The sequence below is a fragment of the Halostagnicola alkaliphila genome, from assembly GCF_055379965.1.
On record NZ_AP043826.1, the window covers coordinates 1,453,313 to 1,468,591 of the forward strand.

Genomic DNA, 15,279 nt, shown 5'->3' on the forward strand with positions numbered 1-15,279 from the left:
CGGTAGTTGATCCGCTTTTGCGTTTGACACGTCCGAAGGCGAGTGAGAACGCTTTTGCCGACACCTAGAATACCCTCGAGCGATGCGTGAATTTCTCCTCGTCTACTGCAAGGGGTTCTCGATGGGTGCGGCGGATGTCGTTCCGGGGGTTTCTGGCGCAACGATCGCGCTGATCGTCGGCATCTACGATCGGATGATCCGGGCGATCACGGCGATCGATCCGCGGGAGTTCGGTCCGGCGGCTCGCGTTCACACTCAGGAGGGACGCGAGGCGTTGCTCGAGTTGGTCGAGCGAACGGATGCGGTGTTTTTGCTAGCGCTCGGACTCGGTATCTCGACGGCGATCGTGGTTCTCTCCCGAGTGATGAATTACGCGGTGAACTCGTTACCGGTGCCAACCTACGGCTTTTTCTTCGGACTGATCGCCGCGTCGGCGATCGTCCTCTACGGGAATATCGAGACGTGGACGCCGAAGCGAGTCGGCGTCGGTGCGGTCGCAATCTTGATCGCGCTCGCCGTTACTGGGGTCACCGGAACTGATGCGTCTCACGGCCTACCGATGGTATTCCTCGCAGGTGCCGTCGCGATCTGTGCGATGGTGTTGCCCGGTGTGTCGGGTGCTTTCTTCCTCCTCATCCTCGGCCAGTACGAGTACATGACCGGCGTGTTGAGCACGTTCGTCGACGGCGTCCTCGGACTGGTCAACGGCGAGTCGCTCGCACCCGTCGTCGATGCTGGCGGTATCGTCGCCGTCTTCGGTGTCGGTGCCGTCATCGGTCTGTTTTCGATGGCTCACCTCGTTCGCCACGCGCTTGATCGGTACCGCGCCGCGACGCTCGTCTTTCTCGTCAGTTTGATGGTCGGAGCGCTTCGACTGCCGCTCGAGGAGGTGCTGACTAACCTCGGCGAGACGACTGCTGGATCGCCAACCGCCGCTGTGCTCGCCGCGGTAATCGGCGGATTCGCGGTACTGCTCGTCGATCGGCACACTGACGACCTCGAGTATTCGTGAACGAAGCGACGAGGTAGCTTACTACTCTCTGTTGTGCGAGCGCGCCCGATTCACTCGTTTCCCTCGCATTCGAAGTACGAATCTGATGGAAATGAGGCGAGGCAATCGCCTCTCTGCTGGCATTTGTCTTCTCGCAACGCGCTGAACTTATATTTTTAGGGATGTATTTTACATAAAAAATCTCTGGTAACATAAGATAAATTTATTACCAATGGTAACTATGTACAGAATGCAATGTCCGCAACAGAATCCATGAAAAGTTACCTCGCATCGCACCCACGAATGATCGGCGCGCTGTTCACGCTCGTGTTGTTCCTCAGCCAGGTTGGGACGGTGGCCGCTGGAACGTACACGCAAGTTGGTCCGTAATACTTCAGTATAACAAACAATTTGAGAAGTGCAGATGTTTCGTTGCCGGTTCAGAAGTTCCTGTGGATCTTTCTATACTCTCGCCAATTCCATATAAGCCGTAATAATATCGCCTTCAGTTAATCGGGAGCGGCCCAATACCGTCATTCCACCGTAAGTCGCCGTCGATTAGAACGGGTAATTCCGTCCAGGTGAGGTATTCTTCTAACGGCGGTTTTTCAACTCTTGAAGCTGGTGGATGGCCAGGACTCAGGTGCAAATCATCGACAACTTCGAGAGAAGATGCTGTTACCGATCCGAGTTTGAATTCCTTCGTCGAATACGACCGTAATGCGAACCCGAACTCGGAATCGTCGTGTTCTTCGAGCGTAATAATCGATGGAGCACCGCCCTCCGTTTGAGCGATATCTACGGACCCGTCGCCGACGATGAGGTACTCGTCACCGAGCGTCGAGTTCTCTCGCGTGATTTCGAGCGCGCCTCGGAGAGAAAACCCTCGGTTGAGCAATCGAGCCATCATTTCGCCAGTTTCGACGGCATACTCATTTATGACATCGTTATACGTACTCACGCCGCCGTATGCGCCACGTTGAGTGAGTGCAAGTCCCTGTTCGTACGAGCGACAGGCGTTCAGGAAGAAAACCCCGACATCAACCGACTCGAGTGTTCTCACGTCGAGATCCCCGTCAAGGCATTTGATGCCATCCTCGGTGGCGTGGCCAATGTAATGGACGAAATCGTACCCACCGTCAGTCAACAGCTCTGCGAGCCGATCCGTACTGACACCGAACTCGGAGTCGATATCGAATGGAAGCGTTTCGCGGTTCCCGTAGGTTTGATCCAGAAAGTCATGTTCGTCTGTCATCCGTGCATCGTTACAGACGAGTAAAATTTCGATCGATTCGCGTAGTGACCCGCGAGATAATTGACTACGGTATGCCTCGATCGACGCTTTTGAGGCACTGACTGGAATATCCTCACCGAACCACGCGTGTTCGATGGATTCCTCGGTGACGGCTGGTGCAATGAAGGATTCGCCGCTCCTAGACAGGTCTGGATTTTCAGTCCTGTACTCGCTCGCCGAACGGACGAATTGAGTGTTTGTCGGATCCTGATGGGGTATTCCCTGTCTCGAATTTCCTCGAGTTTCCCGGACGATTCCAAGCTCGTTGACGATAAACGGAAGCAGTTCGACGTTAGAAGGGGTAGATGGGAGATGGGCGGTCAGTGGCCATCGGGGGATATACTGTTCGATCCAGTTGTACGGAATATCGAGATACCGTTCGAGTTGTTCGGACAGGGACAGCGAGTATGTTTCGGCGAGATCGAATGGAATCTCTCCCTCCAGCGTCGTTCGCTCGTGAAGTTTGTTTCCGAAAATCCCCTCAGTTCGGGTCAAACAGTCGAGGAAGAAAACCTGTTTTAACAGTTGAGCGAACTCGTCTTCTAATTCGCGCTCCGGTCCGAGTGAATAGTTGAACTCGTTTGTTTCCAGTGTAGGCTCGGATCCTGGCCGAACTGTTGCTCCGAGATAGAACGCGAGCGGGGCGGCGTAGAACAAGTTCCGGTAGTCCGGTGGAACGGTTATACAAATGTCGTGGTCGGGTTGTTCGATCCCGTCCGGTATCTGTAGTTCGTCTCCGAGTTTGATGAGTGGAGGGTGTCCTCGGAGTGTTGGCCATGCCCGCTCTGGACTCGTCGTTTTCAACGCTGAAGGAAACGCAGACACCGCTTTCATCATCGGTTCTATCTCACGGGGAGTCGTGATCGTCTCGGCAGGGTGTTCGTGGAGGGATCTCATACCGAGCCCGACGGCCGTTTCGGTATCGATGGATATTCGAATCGACTTCATTCCCACTTGTATCGTTGCCGAGCAATCAAGTTGCACGTACAGTCTAATTGGTCCACTCAGACCGACGAACTGCGTCCCGTCACCGAAACTGATCGAATCACCCGCGTCTAAATTCTGTTTTGCTCGACCCGTTTCATCGTGAGTTGTGACAGAATAGAGTTGATCAAAAACGAGTTCGGTAGTTTCAAATTTACAAGATTTGTCTACGGGAAAATGAAAATTTTCCGTCGGTACTGGTGTTGGAGAGATAGGTTTGGAGGTCTTAATCTGTAGTCGCCTTTGCTCGATCGAATCATATACTTCGAGCCCGGTTGGTTCTGTCGTGTCTTCAAATTCAATACTCATGCTACCTCTTCACTATCTATCAAATGTATGCAGACTACAAAAAATAACCGCTAGTTGTGCCGTCATCGCGCCGTGACGAGTGACCGAAACGCGATGGGGGAAAACCGCGGTTCGACCGTGCTCGGACGACGCCCGGATCCCGTCGACGTCAGTCCAACACGCTCGAGAACTCCCCGATCGGCGAGTTCGTACAGGAATCGCGTGGCCGTACTGGCGGTTACATCTGACTCCGATTCGATAGCGTGTGCGACCTCGCGAATCGGCTCTGATCCGTCCGAAACGGACAACAGATCGAGTAGTACCTGTTGACGGCTACTTGACAATGCTAGCGCTCGATCGATATGGATACCGTCTCTTGGCACGTCCACCATCGCCGCCTCGAGGTTCAGATCCCGGATCTGCGTTGCGTCGTCTTCGTTTGCGAGGACCGCTGCGACGAACAGGGCCGCGAGCGCATCGTGAGCGTTTCCGTCCGCCCAATCGGCGAGGTTGCGGATCGAATCGTGATCCACCGCGCTGGCGGCGAGTCCGGCCGATGCCCGATCGGCCAGTATATCGACGAGTTCGTGCCGGTGATACGCCGGAACTGTTATCGTCGAACCGTGCCAGTCGTCGGGCTCGCACGTGCCGACCACGGCGGTTCCGACGTGGTCGCTGACGGGTTCGAGCAGTTCGAGTACGCGATCGTACTCGAGGGTTTCGGGCTCGTCGTGGTGATCAATGGCGACGACCGCGCGGTGGTTGGGTCGGTCGAGTTTCGCCACAAAGCGTTCTCGAAGTTCGTCGGTTCCAATTCCGCTTTCGGGAACCGCCTCGTCGGTGACCGTCGAAAGGGCTTCGCGATAGAACGCGAACGGCGTCTTGACCCGACGGCCGTCGATATAGAGGAACCACGTCGTCGGTCCGGTTCGCTCCATTCGCGTCGACGTTCCGATTACCCGGCCGGAGTCGCCGAAGGTGTCGTTCAGTTCCGCGAACAACGCTGTAACGACCGCGGAGGTCCCCGACCCCGCCGGCCCGACGACTGCGACCGGTGGCGGTAACTCGCCGTCGAACACCGGCTCGAGAACGTCCAGACAGCGCTCGAGGACGGAGCCCCGACCGACGGGTTCCGGCGAGTGGACGGCGGGGCTGAGATACGCTCGATCGACGACGAGCTGGCCGCCGTTGTGTGCGGACTGTCTTCTGGCGACGCGTTCGTGCAGATCCATTACGCCGCTTCTCCTCCGCCCGCTTGGGCCCCTTCGGAGTCGACCAGCGCCGCCGAAAGCACCTCGAGCGGGTGTTTGATCTCGTAGCCGGTCCCGTGTTCCATCTGCATCGCACAGGTCGGACACTCCGTCATCCCGGACTCGGCGTCGGCTCCCTCCATGTGCTCGAACATCTCCTCGCCGATTTTCATCGACGTTTCGTAGTTCTCCTCCTTCCAGCCGTAGGTGCCGGAGATGCCCGAACACGAGTCTCCGACGTCGTGTGCGTCGACGCCGTCGATGGCTGAGAGCACTTCGACGGTCTGGCCGTCGAGGCCCTGATTTCGTGCATGACACGGTGCGTGGTAGGCAAAGTTCGACGTGTCGACGCTCGCGGTCTCGAGTTCGCTCTCGAGGTCCTCGTGAATCCGGAGGAACTCGAGGGCCTCCCAGGTGTGTTCGGCGACCGTTTCGGTGTCCTCGAAGTCGAAGAGTTCGGGGTACTCCTGGCGGAGCGACATCGAACACGACGTACAGGAGGCGATGATGTCAGCGCCGTCTTTGATCGCCGAGGCGAGTTCCTCGACGTTCGTCTCGGCGGCGCGTTCGGCGTCGCCGAGCATTCCGTTCGCGTACATCGGGGTCCCCGAACACCGTTGCTCCGGAACCAGCACCTCGTAGCCGAAGTGTTCGAACACCCGAACCATCGCCTTCCCGACCTCGGGCGTGTTGTAGTTCGAGTAACAGCCGTGGAAGTACGCGACGCGTTTGCTTTCGTCGGCGCTCGAGTCGTCTCGTCGCTCCCTGGCGTCTCGAGCGTTCTCCCTCGAGGCCTCGTTCCTGCCTCGTTTTTCCCACCACTCGCGGAACGTCTCCGTCGCGAACGACGGAAACTCCCGTTCGCTCGTGATCCCCAGTAGCTTCTCGTTTATGACCTGTGTCACTGTCAACCCCATCACGAAGTTTGTGAGGCGGGGTACTTTACTTCCGATGCGAGCCATCGCTCCGTAGTTCGAGAGGAGCCGATTTCGCCAGTATTCCCGAGAGAATTTGCTCATGTTCTCCTCGACATACTCGCCTCGAGCGGTGTTGTGCATCTGCGAGAGGGGTACTTCGGAGGGGCAGGCGTTATCACAGCGCATGCAGTTCGAACACTTCATCACCGATTCGTCGATGTCGTGGTCGTCCTGTCGCTTGAGCCGCCATTGCTCCGGTCCCTGAAACTTCGGCCCGGGGAACTCGTCGTCGACCTCGGCGACGGGACAGTTCGTATCGCAGGTCGAGCACTTGTAACAGTCGTCGGCCCCCGGTCGGAGATCCATCTCCTCGGAGTCCGGAAATATCTGTACTGGTTCGAACTCGTCGCTTCCCGATCCGTCGTCCGTTGGCTGTTGTGCATCGCTCATCGAATCACCGTCGTGTGTCCGTCGGTCGCCGACGACTGTGGCCGGCGTTTGGTTCGTCGGTTCCGTTGGCCGCACCGCTCGAACGACTCGTTCGTTGATCGAAGTACCATCATTCGCTCGCCTCCCGGCCCGCACGGCTCCCGGCGGCGTATCCGGTCGCCAGCGAAACTCCGCTGGCGGATTTTTCCGCGGCGGCGTCGAACCCGCCCAGTATCGCGCCCGCGGCCCGGAGGTTCGAAAACTCGACCTCGCCTGACGTTGCCCCGTCGATTCTCTCGACCGGTCGTAACTTCCGATCGACCGAGACCCCAAATTGAGCGAAGGGCTGTTCGCCGAAGGCGTCCTCGACGAACCAGTCGTAGCGATCCGCGCTGTGGGCAACGTGACAGTCGAAAATCGGTTCGTAGACTCGATCCCGATCCGATTGGACGCCTTTGCCGACCAGTCCGCCCGTCGCGAGCACGTACTGGTCTGCGTGGTAGGGGACTCGCTGTCCCTTCCGATCGACGATCACGTGATCAATTTTCGGGTCGGATCTCGACTCGCCGTCGGACGCGGCTTCGTAATCGACGACGGGAACGCCCGTCGTTACCCGAACCCCCGCCTCCTCGAGTGCGTCGTACAGCAGTTCCTCGAGTCGAACGCCGGGGAGGCTCGGCGGCCCCATGGGGACCTCGAAGACGTCGACGCCGAGTCGTTCCTCGAGATCGCGGCGAACGGTGTTCGCGTGTTCGTCTCCCAGAATCGCCGGGAGTCCGACCCGAGATTCGTCCTCGAGTTCCCTCCCGATCGCGTGAGCGAGCGCTGCCCGCGCTGGACCGTCTCCGGCACCCGTATCGACCGGTTCGTCCCGCTCGAGGATGTGTGCGTACCGAGTGATTTTCGCATCCGACCGCTTAATTCCGGGGAACGAAAGCGTAACGCCTCGGCTCTCGAAGGGGACCCCGGCCGCCTGGAGGTGGTCCGAAGCAAGCGGAGCGTCGAAGTCGGGGAGGGTCTCGAAGCCGACCAGGAGGGCGTCTCGAGGGTCGCTCGCGATGCCCGCGGCGGTCGTCGTCGGATACCGCGCGGTCGGCTTGACGGTGCCGCCATGAGTCGGAACGAGCGCGTTCGCGTCGGTGTGTTCGCCCGCGTAGGCGTCGCCGGTTATCGAATCGAAAAACAACAGGGCCTCGCGAACCGTCTCGAGGCCGACTCGTTGGTACGGATGGCCGTCGGGGAGGGACGGGATGGTCTCGAACGGGTCGACCAGCGGTTCGTTCGTTTCAGACTCCTCCCGTCCGCCGTCAGTCTCGGCGACGCCCGCTGGCAGATAGCCCAGCACGTCGATGAGGCCGCTGGCGTGACGGAGCGTGCTCTGTTTGTAACTGACGAGGCGAACCGTCGCGTCGTGTTCGGCCGCCGAAAGCGCGGCCGTCGCACCGGCCAGTCCGCCGCCGATGACGAGCACGTCGTCTTCGATCGCCATTTCAGCGATCGCCCCCTTCTGTGCGGCGGTTGCCCTCGTTGGTGTAGCGGCCGCCGCCGTCGGTGTCGCAGTCACCACCGTCGGTGTATCGGTCGCCCCCGTTGGCGTGGCGGTCACCCCCATCGGTGTACGCGGAGTCGCCCGAAACACCGCCGGGACCGCTACTTGAGGTCCCCGTATCCGGCCCGCTGTCGAACGCGCCGTAGGCAACCTGCTCGTCGTTACCCGCCGGATCCCTATCTCGGTTCATCGTCGTCGCGTGCAGGGAGTAGTTGAGCATCGCCTGGGAGAGTTGCTCTCCCCAGAGGGCGTGGCGTTCGCCCTTCCAGCGTTCCTGAAAGAGTTCGTCGAGGGCCGCCCGGGTCGTCTCCTCGTCGTACTCGGGGTGGAGCTCGCAGGCCATCTGCTGGCAGCAAAAGCCGCCCTGACAGTTCCCCATCGAGGCTCGAGTCCGGATTCGAACGGCGTTGAGGTCCGAGCCGGATTGGGTTATCGCGTCCTGTATCTCCGCTCGCGTCACGCCTTCGCAGTTACAGATCACCGGGTTTGGATCGTCGGTCTCGAGAACGTCCGCGGACCGACTTCCGAGTCGCTGTTTGCTCCGACGGGCGACCGGCGACCGGAGGCCGAAGTCGTCCATCGCGTCCTCGAGTTCCGCGTGGTTCTCGCTACCCGGAAGCGCCTCGTCGGCGGTGTCACAGGAAGCGCGTACGCCGAGTTTTTCGCAGACGTGATCGGAGATTTCCTCGGCCATCGCCCGGTAGGTGGTGAACTTACCGCCGACGATGGTCGACATGCCGGAAACGCCGTCCCTGTCGGCGTGATCGAGCAGGAAGAAGTCCCGCGTGATGTCCGTCGGATCCTGCGTTCCGGTACCCGGCGGCTCGTAGAGCGGTCGAACGCCCCAGAACGAGCGGATCGTTCGCGATCCCTCGAGTATCGGGAGCAGTTCCGAGAGCGTGTCGATCATCATGTCGACCTCCCAGTCTTCTTCGGGGTAGTCGTCGGGATCGTCGACTTCCTCGTCGGTCGTCCCCAGAATTGCCGTCGTCTCGTGGGGGACGACGATGTCCGCGTCTCCCTTCGGTCGGCACCGGTTGATGACGGTGTCGACTTGCCGCACGTTCATGATCGTCATCACACCCTTGGAGGGCCGAACCGCGACCTCGAGGTTCGCCATCTCGCCGATCTGTCCGGCCCACGCGCCGGTCGCGTTGACGACGTAGTCGGCCGTGATCTCCTCGGTCGTTCCGGGGGAGCTGTGAACCCGTTTTCCGGGTCCCGAGTCGTGTTTCACCTCGACGCCGTAGATGTCGTCGCCGTCCCGGAGAAGGTCGACGACTTCGGCGTGCGTTTCGACGCGCGCGCCGTGTCTTTCGGCGTCGAGCGCGTTCGCGACGCAGAGCCTGAACGGATCCACGGCCCCGTCCGGAACTTTGATCGCGCGTTTGACGTCGCTCGCGAGATACGGCTCGACCTCGCGGGCTTCTCGACCCGAGAGAACTTCCGCGGGGATACCGCACTCGCGACACCCCTCGAGTTTTTCTCGAAAGTACTCGTCGGGATCCTCCGGTCGCTGGACGAACAGGCCGTCGGTCATCTCGACGCAGTGGCCCGCGATGTCTTGCAAGATTTCGTTTTCTTCGATACACTCCGTCGCGCTGGCCTGATCCGAAACCGCGTACCGGCCCCCGCTGTGTAAGAGTCCGTGCATTCGACCGGTCGTTCCGCCGGTCAGATTTCCTCGCTCGACGAGGGTTACCTCGAGTCCGCGCCGAGCCAGATCCCTGGCGATCCCACAGCCGGTCGAGCCGCCGCCGAGAACGAGAACCGCCGTATTGCGTGCCATCCCTTCACCAACAAGTTGGGCCGGGGCCTCTTTATTTTATCGACGCTCCGGTACCGCCCATAACGAACTTCGTAGGTGCGATAGATTCGCGATAGCTTTCGAAGTCGAAACACGCCTGGATCGATACCGCGAGAACTATCCTCCGAATAAAATCGGCTTATAGCCCATTAACGGGGTTTAGCAGGTGTGTAAATCCGTTGTCGACTACCGAACGAACAGTATGTACGGAAACATTTATCACGATCGTAGATATTGTTTACCAGTAACACGCGATCGGCAGTAAACAAATCGCGTGCCGATTCAGGGTGACAACAAGTGACAGACTCAACATACGTCGGCGCAGTCGATCAGGGGACGACCGGGACACGGTTTATCGTCTTTGACCACGGCGGACAGGTCGTTACGAACGCATACGAGAAACACGAACAGATCTATCCGGAACCCGGCTGGGTCGAACACGACCCGATGGAAATCTGGGAAACGACCAAGAGCGTCATTACCACGGCACTCGGCCAAGCGGGGATCAGTCCGGAGCAACTCGAGGCCATCGGCGTGACGAACCAGCGAGAGACGACGGTCCTCTGGAACGCCGACTCCGGCAAACCGGTTCACAACGCCATCGTCTGGCAGGACCGCCGAACCACGGATCGTGTCGAGCAACTCGAGGAAGACGGCATGGTCGAGGAAATCCGCACGAAAACCGGTCTCGAGGCAGACGCCTACTTCTCCGCGACGAAAGCCGAGTGGCTCCTCGAGAACGCGGATCCGATCAAACTCGAGCGAAGCCGGCCGGAAGACATCCGCGACCGGGCCGAAAACGGCGAAGTGCTGTTCGGAACGATCGATAGCTGGCTCATTTACAACCTCACCGGGAATCACGTGACCGAGGTCACGAACGCCTCGCGCACGATGCTGTACAACATTCACGACCTCGAGTGGGACGATGACCTCCTCGCGGAGTTCGACGTGCCACGCGAGATGTTGCCCGAGGTCCGGCCCTCGAGCGACGACGAGACGTACGGAACGACGGATCCCGACGGATTCCTCGAGGCGGAGATTCCGGTCGCCGGCGCGCTCGGCGACCAGCAGGCCGCCCTCTTCGGCCAGACGTGTTTCGAGGCGGGCGAAGCGAAGAACACCTACGGCACGGGCTCGTTCTTCCTGATGAACACCGGTAGCGAAGCGGTCGAGAGCGACCACGGGCTGCTCACGACGATCGGCTTCCAGCGCTCGGGCGAACCCGTCCAGTACGCGCTCGAGGGGTCGATCTTTATCACCGGCGCGGCGATTGAGTGGCTCGAGGACATCTCCCTGATCGACGATCCCTCTGAAACCGCCGAACTCGCACGGAGCGTCGACTCCACTGACGGCGTCTACGTCGTGCCCGCGTTCACGGGACTGGGCGCGCCTCACTGGGATCAGCGCGCGCGTGGAACCATCCTCGGAATGACCCGCGGAACGCGAAAGGAACACATCGTCCGGGCGACCCTCGAGTCGATCGCCTACCAGACCAGAGACGTCGCGGAGGCGATGGAGGCCGATTCGGGGATCGAAATGACCTCGTTGAAAGTCGACGGCGGCGCGGTGAAGAACAACTACCTCTGTCAGCTCCAGTCGGATATCATCGGCTCGGAGATTTCGCGACCGGTCGTCGACGAGACGACGGCGCTCGGATCGGCTTACGCGGCCGGGCTCGCCGTCGGCTACTGGAGCGACGTCGAGGGCCTTCGGGACAACTGGCAAATCGATAGGCAGTTCGAACCAGAGATGGACGCCGAGGACGCCGACGACATGTACAGCCGATGGTCCGACGCTGTTGACCGGTCGCTCGATTGGGCGACGGACGGTGTGGATGAATGATCGACGCGCTGTTCGATCTCGCGAACATGATCGCCGCCCTCGGTGGCGGTGCGTTCGGCGCGGCGTTCGGTCCGCTTCCGGCGTTCGTCTTCACCGGCTTCATGGTGATCGCCGGCGAGGCGTCCGCGCTCGCTGGCGGCGACGGGATGATCACCGACCAGATCGCCTTCGGACCTGCGTTCTCTCCGGCGGTCAGTTTCGCCGGCGGCGTGGCGGCGACGGCCTACGCCGCGAGACGGGGCTACATGGACGGCTTCCCGAGCGATTATCATCAGGCGAAAAACATCTCTCAGGCGCTCGGAACGAAGCCTGACGTGCTCGTCGTCGGTGCCGCATTCGGCTTGCTCGGCTGGTGGTTACAGGTGGCCTCTGACACGCTCGCGCTACCCTACGATCCCATCGCGATGGGTGTCGTGCTCTCGGCGATCTTCCACCGATTGATCCTGGGCTACAGCATCATCGGAACTGTTCGCGGGAGCAATATCCTCGATATGAGCCCGTTCGAGCGCGGAGAGCGACGAACGGCCACGGACGGCGGAGAAGTCATCGCCGCAGATGAACCAGCCAACGGCGCCGCGAAAACGGCCACGGAGCCCGGACGGTTCGCCGTCGAACCGTGGCTCCCACACCAGTACCAGTGGGGCCACGTCGCGACCATCGGTGCGTTCGCCGGCATCCTCGGTGGGTGGATCGCCATCGCAAGTCAGAGCCCGTTCCTGGCGTTCGGGATCAGCGCGGCGTCGCTTTTGTTCCTCAACCTCGGAATCGAGAAGGTGCCGGTAACCCATCACATCACGCTACCCGCCGGAACGGCTGCACTCGCCGTGATGGCCAGCGGAGACGCGGTTATCGCCGGGCTCGGCCAATCGGGTGCGCTGATCGTCGCGCTGATCTTCGGCGTGCTCTGTGCGCTGTTCGGCGAACTCTTCCAGCGCGTCTTCTTCGCTCACGGCGACACCCACGTCGACCCGCCAGCGGCCGCGATCGTCTTCGGGACGCTGCTGGTCGCGGTTCTGTACTTCGCGGGGGTCTTCCCCGACGCGTCGTGGGTCCCGACGTTCTAGAACCCTTCTAATTTTCGAACGTTCTTGCTTCGAGGGTGACCGGAATCGTGCTATCGTGAGCTACTATATGTGCCACACTCCTTTTGACGGGTATGAAACGCGACCCGCCGCTCGTCCTCGACATCGATGGCACGCTGACCCGTCCCGAAGGCTGGGGAATCGACCCCCGGATTTTCGACCCGCTTCTCGAGTGGGAGGCTCCCGTCGTCATCGCAACCGGGAAGGCGTTCCCCTACCCCGTTGCACTCTGTCACTTCGCCGGCATTCCGGAACTGGTCGTCGCCGAAAACGGCGGCGTGGTCTACACCGGCGACGACGTCTTCTTCACCGCCGACCGCGAGGCCGCGGAAGCTGTGGCCGCGGAATACCAAGCTGCGGGCTACGATCTCGGCTGGGGTCCCGAGGACACCGTCAATCGCTGGCGGGAAACCGAAATCGCGGTCCAGCACGATCAGCCGGTCGATCCCCTCCGAGAGATCGCCGGCGAGTACGGACTCGAGGTCGTCGACACCGGCTACGCCTACCACGTCAAAGATTCAGCGCCGAACAAAGGCGACGGCGTTCGAACCATCGCCGAACGCACGAATTTCGATTTCGAGCAAGCTGTCGCCATCGGCGACTCCGAAAACGACGTCTCGACGTTCGAGGTCGTCGACAAATCGTTCGCCGTGGCCAACGCCGACGACGCCGCTCGAGCAGCCGCAGACGAAGTGCTCGAGGAAGCCCACGCGGATGGAACGTTGGAGGTGCTCGAGCGGATTCGGTCCGCGTAAACCGCTTTTTGCACGACTGATTCCGAGCCCGACTGCTTCTCGGTCAGATTGATTTTCGAAGCCGACGTAATGACGTCGAAAGAGACGCCGAACACTCGAGTAATACGTTATTGAACGCGATCACTCCGAGATTGACTCGTTGGAACGATCGAAACAGCGACGAATAGTTGAATATGCGAACGGTTCGAGCCGCGATGACGTGTTCGTCGCGCGAGTGAACGGCCCCGCTCGAGCGCGCGATGAGTGCTCGAGAGAGCGTAGTAGTTCCATGTGCAGGATGGGACAACGACCCATTGATAACCGTGTGGGATTCGGCGGATGCAGGCGTTAGCAAGCGCTCTCCGGCCGAAACAGTCAATATTCATTGAATATATTTACAACGAACACCTTCTGAATCAAAGGCTATATTTACGCGCCATCCAGTACGTTGATTCGATGATGTGGCAAGACTTCGTGTTCATGCTCGGAAGCTCACTTTCGATCGTTTTCCTCGCGCCAACGTTGCGTGACGTAAGCGCTCGTGTCCCGCTGGGAACGAGCCTGCCGTCGATGCTCGTCGGTCTCGCGTACGCGTTTACCTTCTCCACGCTCGGGATGACGTTCTCGGCGATGGGCGCGGCCGCGACGACGATCATGTGGTCGTTAATCGCGACGTATCGCTCGCCCGGCGACACCTCGCCAGTGACTGGATCGGTTACCAAAGCGACCGTGTTCGCTCGAGACGTCTGGCACGAGGCGAAACACCGCAGTCTCATGCCATAAGACAGCAATAGGCTATTGATTGGCAAGGTGGATGCGTTCGGCGACAATCGTATTTTCCAGCCCGGAAACGACGGCCGTTTCTCGGGTCTTTCACCCCACTCCCCTCGAGTGACAACCACCTCACATCCCCGCGCTGTCACCACACGTCTTTTGTCTCGCCACTGCGATGCTCGTCTATGAGCGATTCAGACGAGACCTTGCAGGTCTCCGACCCCGACTACCACAGCGAGAACCACACGGCCGCCCAGACGTGTGGTTGGACCGCGAACGCCCTGCGCGGGGAGGGCAAGTGTTACAAGAACATCTACTACGGTATCGAGTCCCACCGGTGTATCCAGATGACGCCCGTCGTCCGCTGTAACGAACGTTGTGTCTTTTGCTGGCGCGACCACGCGGGCCACGCCTACGAACTCGACGGCGTCGAGTGGGACGACCCCGAGGCCGTCGTCGACGCGTCGATTTCCCTCCAGAAGAAGCTCCTTTCGGGCTTTGGCGGTAACGAAAAGGTCCCCGACGACGTGTTCGAGCAGGCGATGGAACCGCGCCACGTCGCGATTTCCCTCGACGGCGAACCGTCGTTGTATCCCTACCTGGCGGAACTCATAGAGGAGTTCCACGAGCGGGATATCACCACGTTCCTGGTCTCGAACGGCACCCGTCCGGAGGTCATCCGGGAATGCGACCCGACGCAGTTGTACATCAGCGTCGACGCCCCCGAGCGCCACACCTTCGATCAGGTCGTCAAGGCGATGGAAGAGGACGCCTGGGAGAAGCTCCTCGAGACGATGGACGTTCTCGCCGAGAAAGACGAGACTCGAACGGTGCTCCGGACGACGCTGATCAACGGCGAGAACATGCACAGTCCGGATCTCTACGCGGCGTACTATCAGCGAGCGGATCCGGACTTTATCGAACTCAAATCCTACATGCACGTCGGCCACTCTCGAGGCCGACTCGATCGCTCGTCGATGCCCGACCACGAGGACGTCGTCGAGTTCGCCGAGGAGGTCAAAACGTACATGCCGGAGTTTACGGAGTGCAAAGACGTTCCCGCCTCGAACGTCGCGTTGCTCTCGAAGACGAAGGACACCTGGGTGCCAAAGCTGAAGAAAGATAGCGAGTTCTGGGCGGACGACCCGGTCGTCGGCGACTAATCAGCTGGTACCGACCGATTCGCTACGAGTGAGCCGATCCCCGCTCGGGCGGACCGTTCTCGCATCGGTGACTTTTTGCCCGCAGTGTCCAAGCATCTGGTACTGCGGATAAACGCCAACAAAATCCATCACAGTTTTGAGATGCGTTCCACATCCGGTATGCTTATACGTCGCC

General features: G+C 60.2%; 12 protein-coding genes. 7 read left to right on the forward strand and 5 right to left on the reverse strand.

The features are described from left to right. Nucleotides 1-82 precede the first annotated feature (82 nt). Nucleotides 83-1,012 carry a DUF368 domain-containing protein gene (locus ACZ5C7_RS12325; protein WP_464376604.1) on the forward strand — a complete coding sequence of 310 codons (930 nt, stop codon included), beginning with the start codon at nucleotides 83-85 and terminating at the stop codon, nucleotides 1,010-1,012. Between the two features lie 234 nt (nucleotides 1,013-1,246). Beyond that, nucleotides 1,247-1,381: a DUF7503 family protein gene (locus ACZ5C7_RS12330; RefSeq protein ID WP_464376605.1), complete on the forward strand. Its 135-nt coding sequence runs from the start codon at nucleotides 1,247-1,249 to the stop codon at nucleotides 1,379-1,381. A 115-nt stretch (nucleotides 1,382-1,496) separates the two neighbouring features. Here ACZ5C7_RS12330 and ACZ5C7_RS12335 read toward each other — a convergent pair whose 3' ends face one another. From ACZ5C7_RS12335 to glpA, 5 genes are all read right to left on the reverse strand, one after another. Then, the gene (locus tag ACZ5C7_RS12335) at nucleotides 1,497-3,578 is read right to left on the reverse strand and encodes a hypothetical protein (RefSeq protein ID WP_464376606.1); all 2,082 of its coding nucleotides are present in this window, start codon (nucleotides 3,576-3,578) and stop codon (nucleotides 1,497-1,499) included. A gap of 62 nt (nucleotides 3,579-3,640) precedes the next feature. After that, nucleotides 3,641-4,789, reverse strand: coding sequence for a Cdc6/Cdc18 family protein (locus ACZ5C7_RS12340; protein WP_464376607.1), 1,149 nt, complete (start codon nucleotides 4,787-4,789; stop codon nucleotides 3,641-3,643). Next, complete coding sequence (locus ACZ5C7_RS12345; RefSeq protein WP_464376608.1) at nucleotides 4,789-6,174, reverse strand: anaerobic glycerol-3-phosphate dehydrogenase subunit C; 1,386 nt, start codon at nucleotides 6,172-6,174, stop codon at nucleotides 4,789-4,791. Before ACZ5C7_RS12345 ends, ACZ5C7_RS12340 begins: the two co-directional genes overlap by 1 nt. A gap of 109 nt (nucleotides 6,175-6,283) precedes the next feature. After that, nucleotides 6,284-7,642 (reverse strand): glycerol-3-phosphate dehydrogenase subunit GlpB, encoded by a 1,359-nt coding sequence (glpB, locus tag ACZ5C7_RS12350; RefSeq protein WP_464378442.1) that lies wholly within the window; start codon nucleotides 7,640-7,642, stop codon nucleotides 6,284-6,286. A gap of 1 nt (nucleotide 7,643) precedes the next feature. Next, on the reverse strand, nucleotides 7,644-9,491 hold the full coding sequence (gene glpA / locus ACZ5C7_RS12355) for an anaerobic glycerol-3-phosphate dehydrogenase subunit GlpA (protein WP_464376609.1): 1,848 nt from the start codon (nucleotides 9,489-9,491) through the stop codon (nucleotides 7,644-7,646). Between the two features lie 315 nt (nucleotides 9,492-9,806). Here glpA and glpK point away from each other — a divergent pair, with 315 nt between their 5' ends. The 5 genes from glpK to twy1 all read left to right on the forward strand — a co-directional run bounded on the left by glpK (nucleotide 9,807) and on the right by twy1 (nucleotide 15,104). After that, complete coding sequence (glpK, locus tag ACZ5C7_RS12360) at nucleotides 9,807-11,351, forward strand: glycerol kinase GlpK (RefSeq protein WP_464376610.1); 1,545 nt, start codon at nucleotides 9,807-9,809, stop codon at nucleotides 11,349-11,351. Further along, the gene (locus ACZ5C7_RS12365) at nucleotides 11,348-12,415 is read left to right on the forward strand and encodes a DUF7973 family transport facilitator (protein WP_464376611.1); all 1,068 of its coding nucleotides are present in this window, start codon (nucleotides 11,348-11,350) and stop codon (nucleotides 12,413-12,415) included. Before glpK ends, ACZ5C7_RS12365 begins: the two co-directional genes overlap by 4 nt. 92 nt (nucleotides 12,416-12,507) lie before the next feature. Further along, the gene (locus ACZ5C7_RS12370) at nucleotides 12,508-13,188 is read left to right on the forward strand and encodes an HAD-IIB family hydrolase (protein WP_464376612.1); all 681 of its coding nucleotides are present in this window, start codon (nucleotides 12,508-12,510) and stop codon (nucleotides 13,186-13,188) included. A gap of 435 nt (nucleotides 13,189-13,623) precedes the next feature. After that, nucleotides 13,624-13,950 carry a hypothetical protein gene (locus ACZ5C7_RS12375; protein ID WP_464376613.1) on the forward strand — a complete coding sequence of 109 codons (327 nt, stop codon included), beginning with the start codon at nucleotides 13,624-13,626 and terminating at the stop codon, nucleotides 13,948-13,950. A gap of 176 nt (nucleotides 13,951-14,126) precedes the next feature. Continuing rightward, nucleotides 14,127-15,104 carry a 4-demethylwyosine synthase TYW1 gene (twy1, locus tag ACZ5C7_RS12380; RefSeq protein ID WP_464376614.1) on the forward strand — a complete coding sequence of 326 codons (978 nt, stop codon included), beginning with the start codon at nucleotides 14,127-14,129 and terminating at the stop codon, nucleotides 15,102-15,104. The last annotated feature ends 175 nt before the right edge of the window (nucleotides 15,105-15,279 follow it).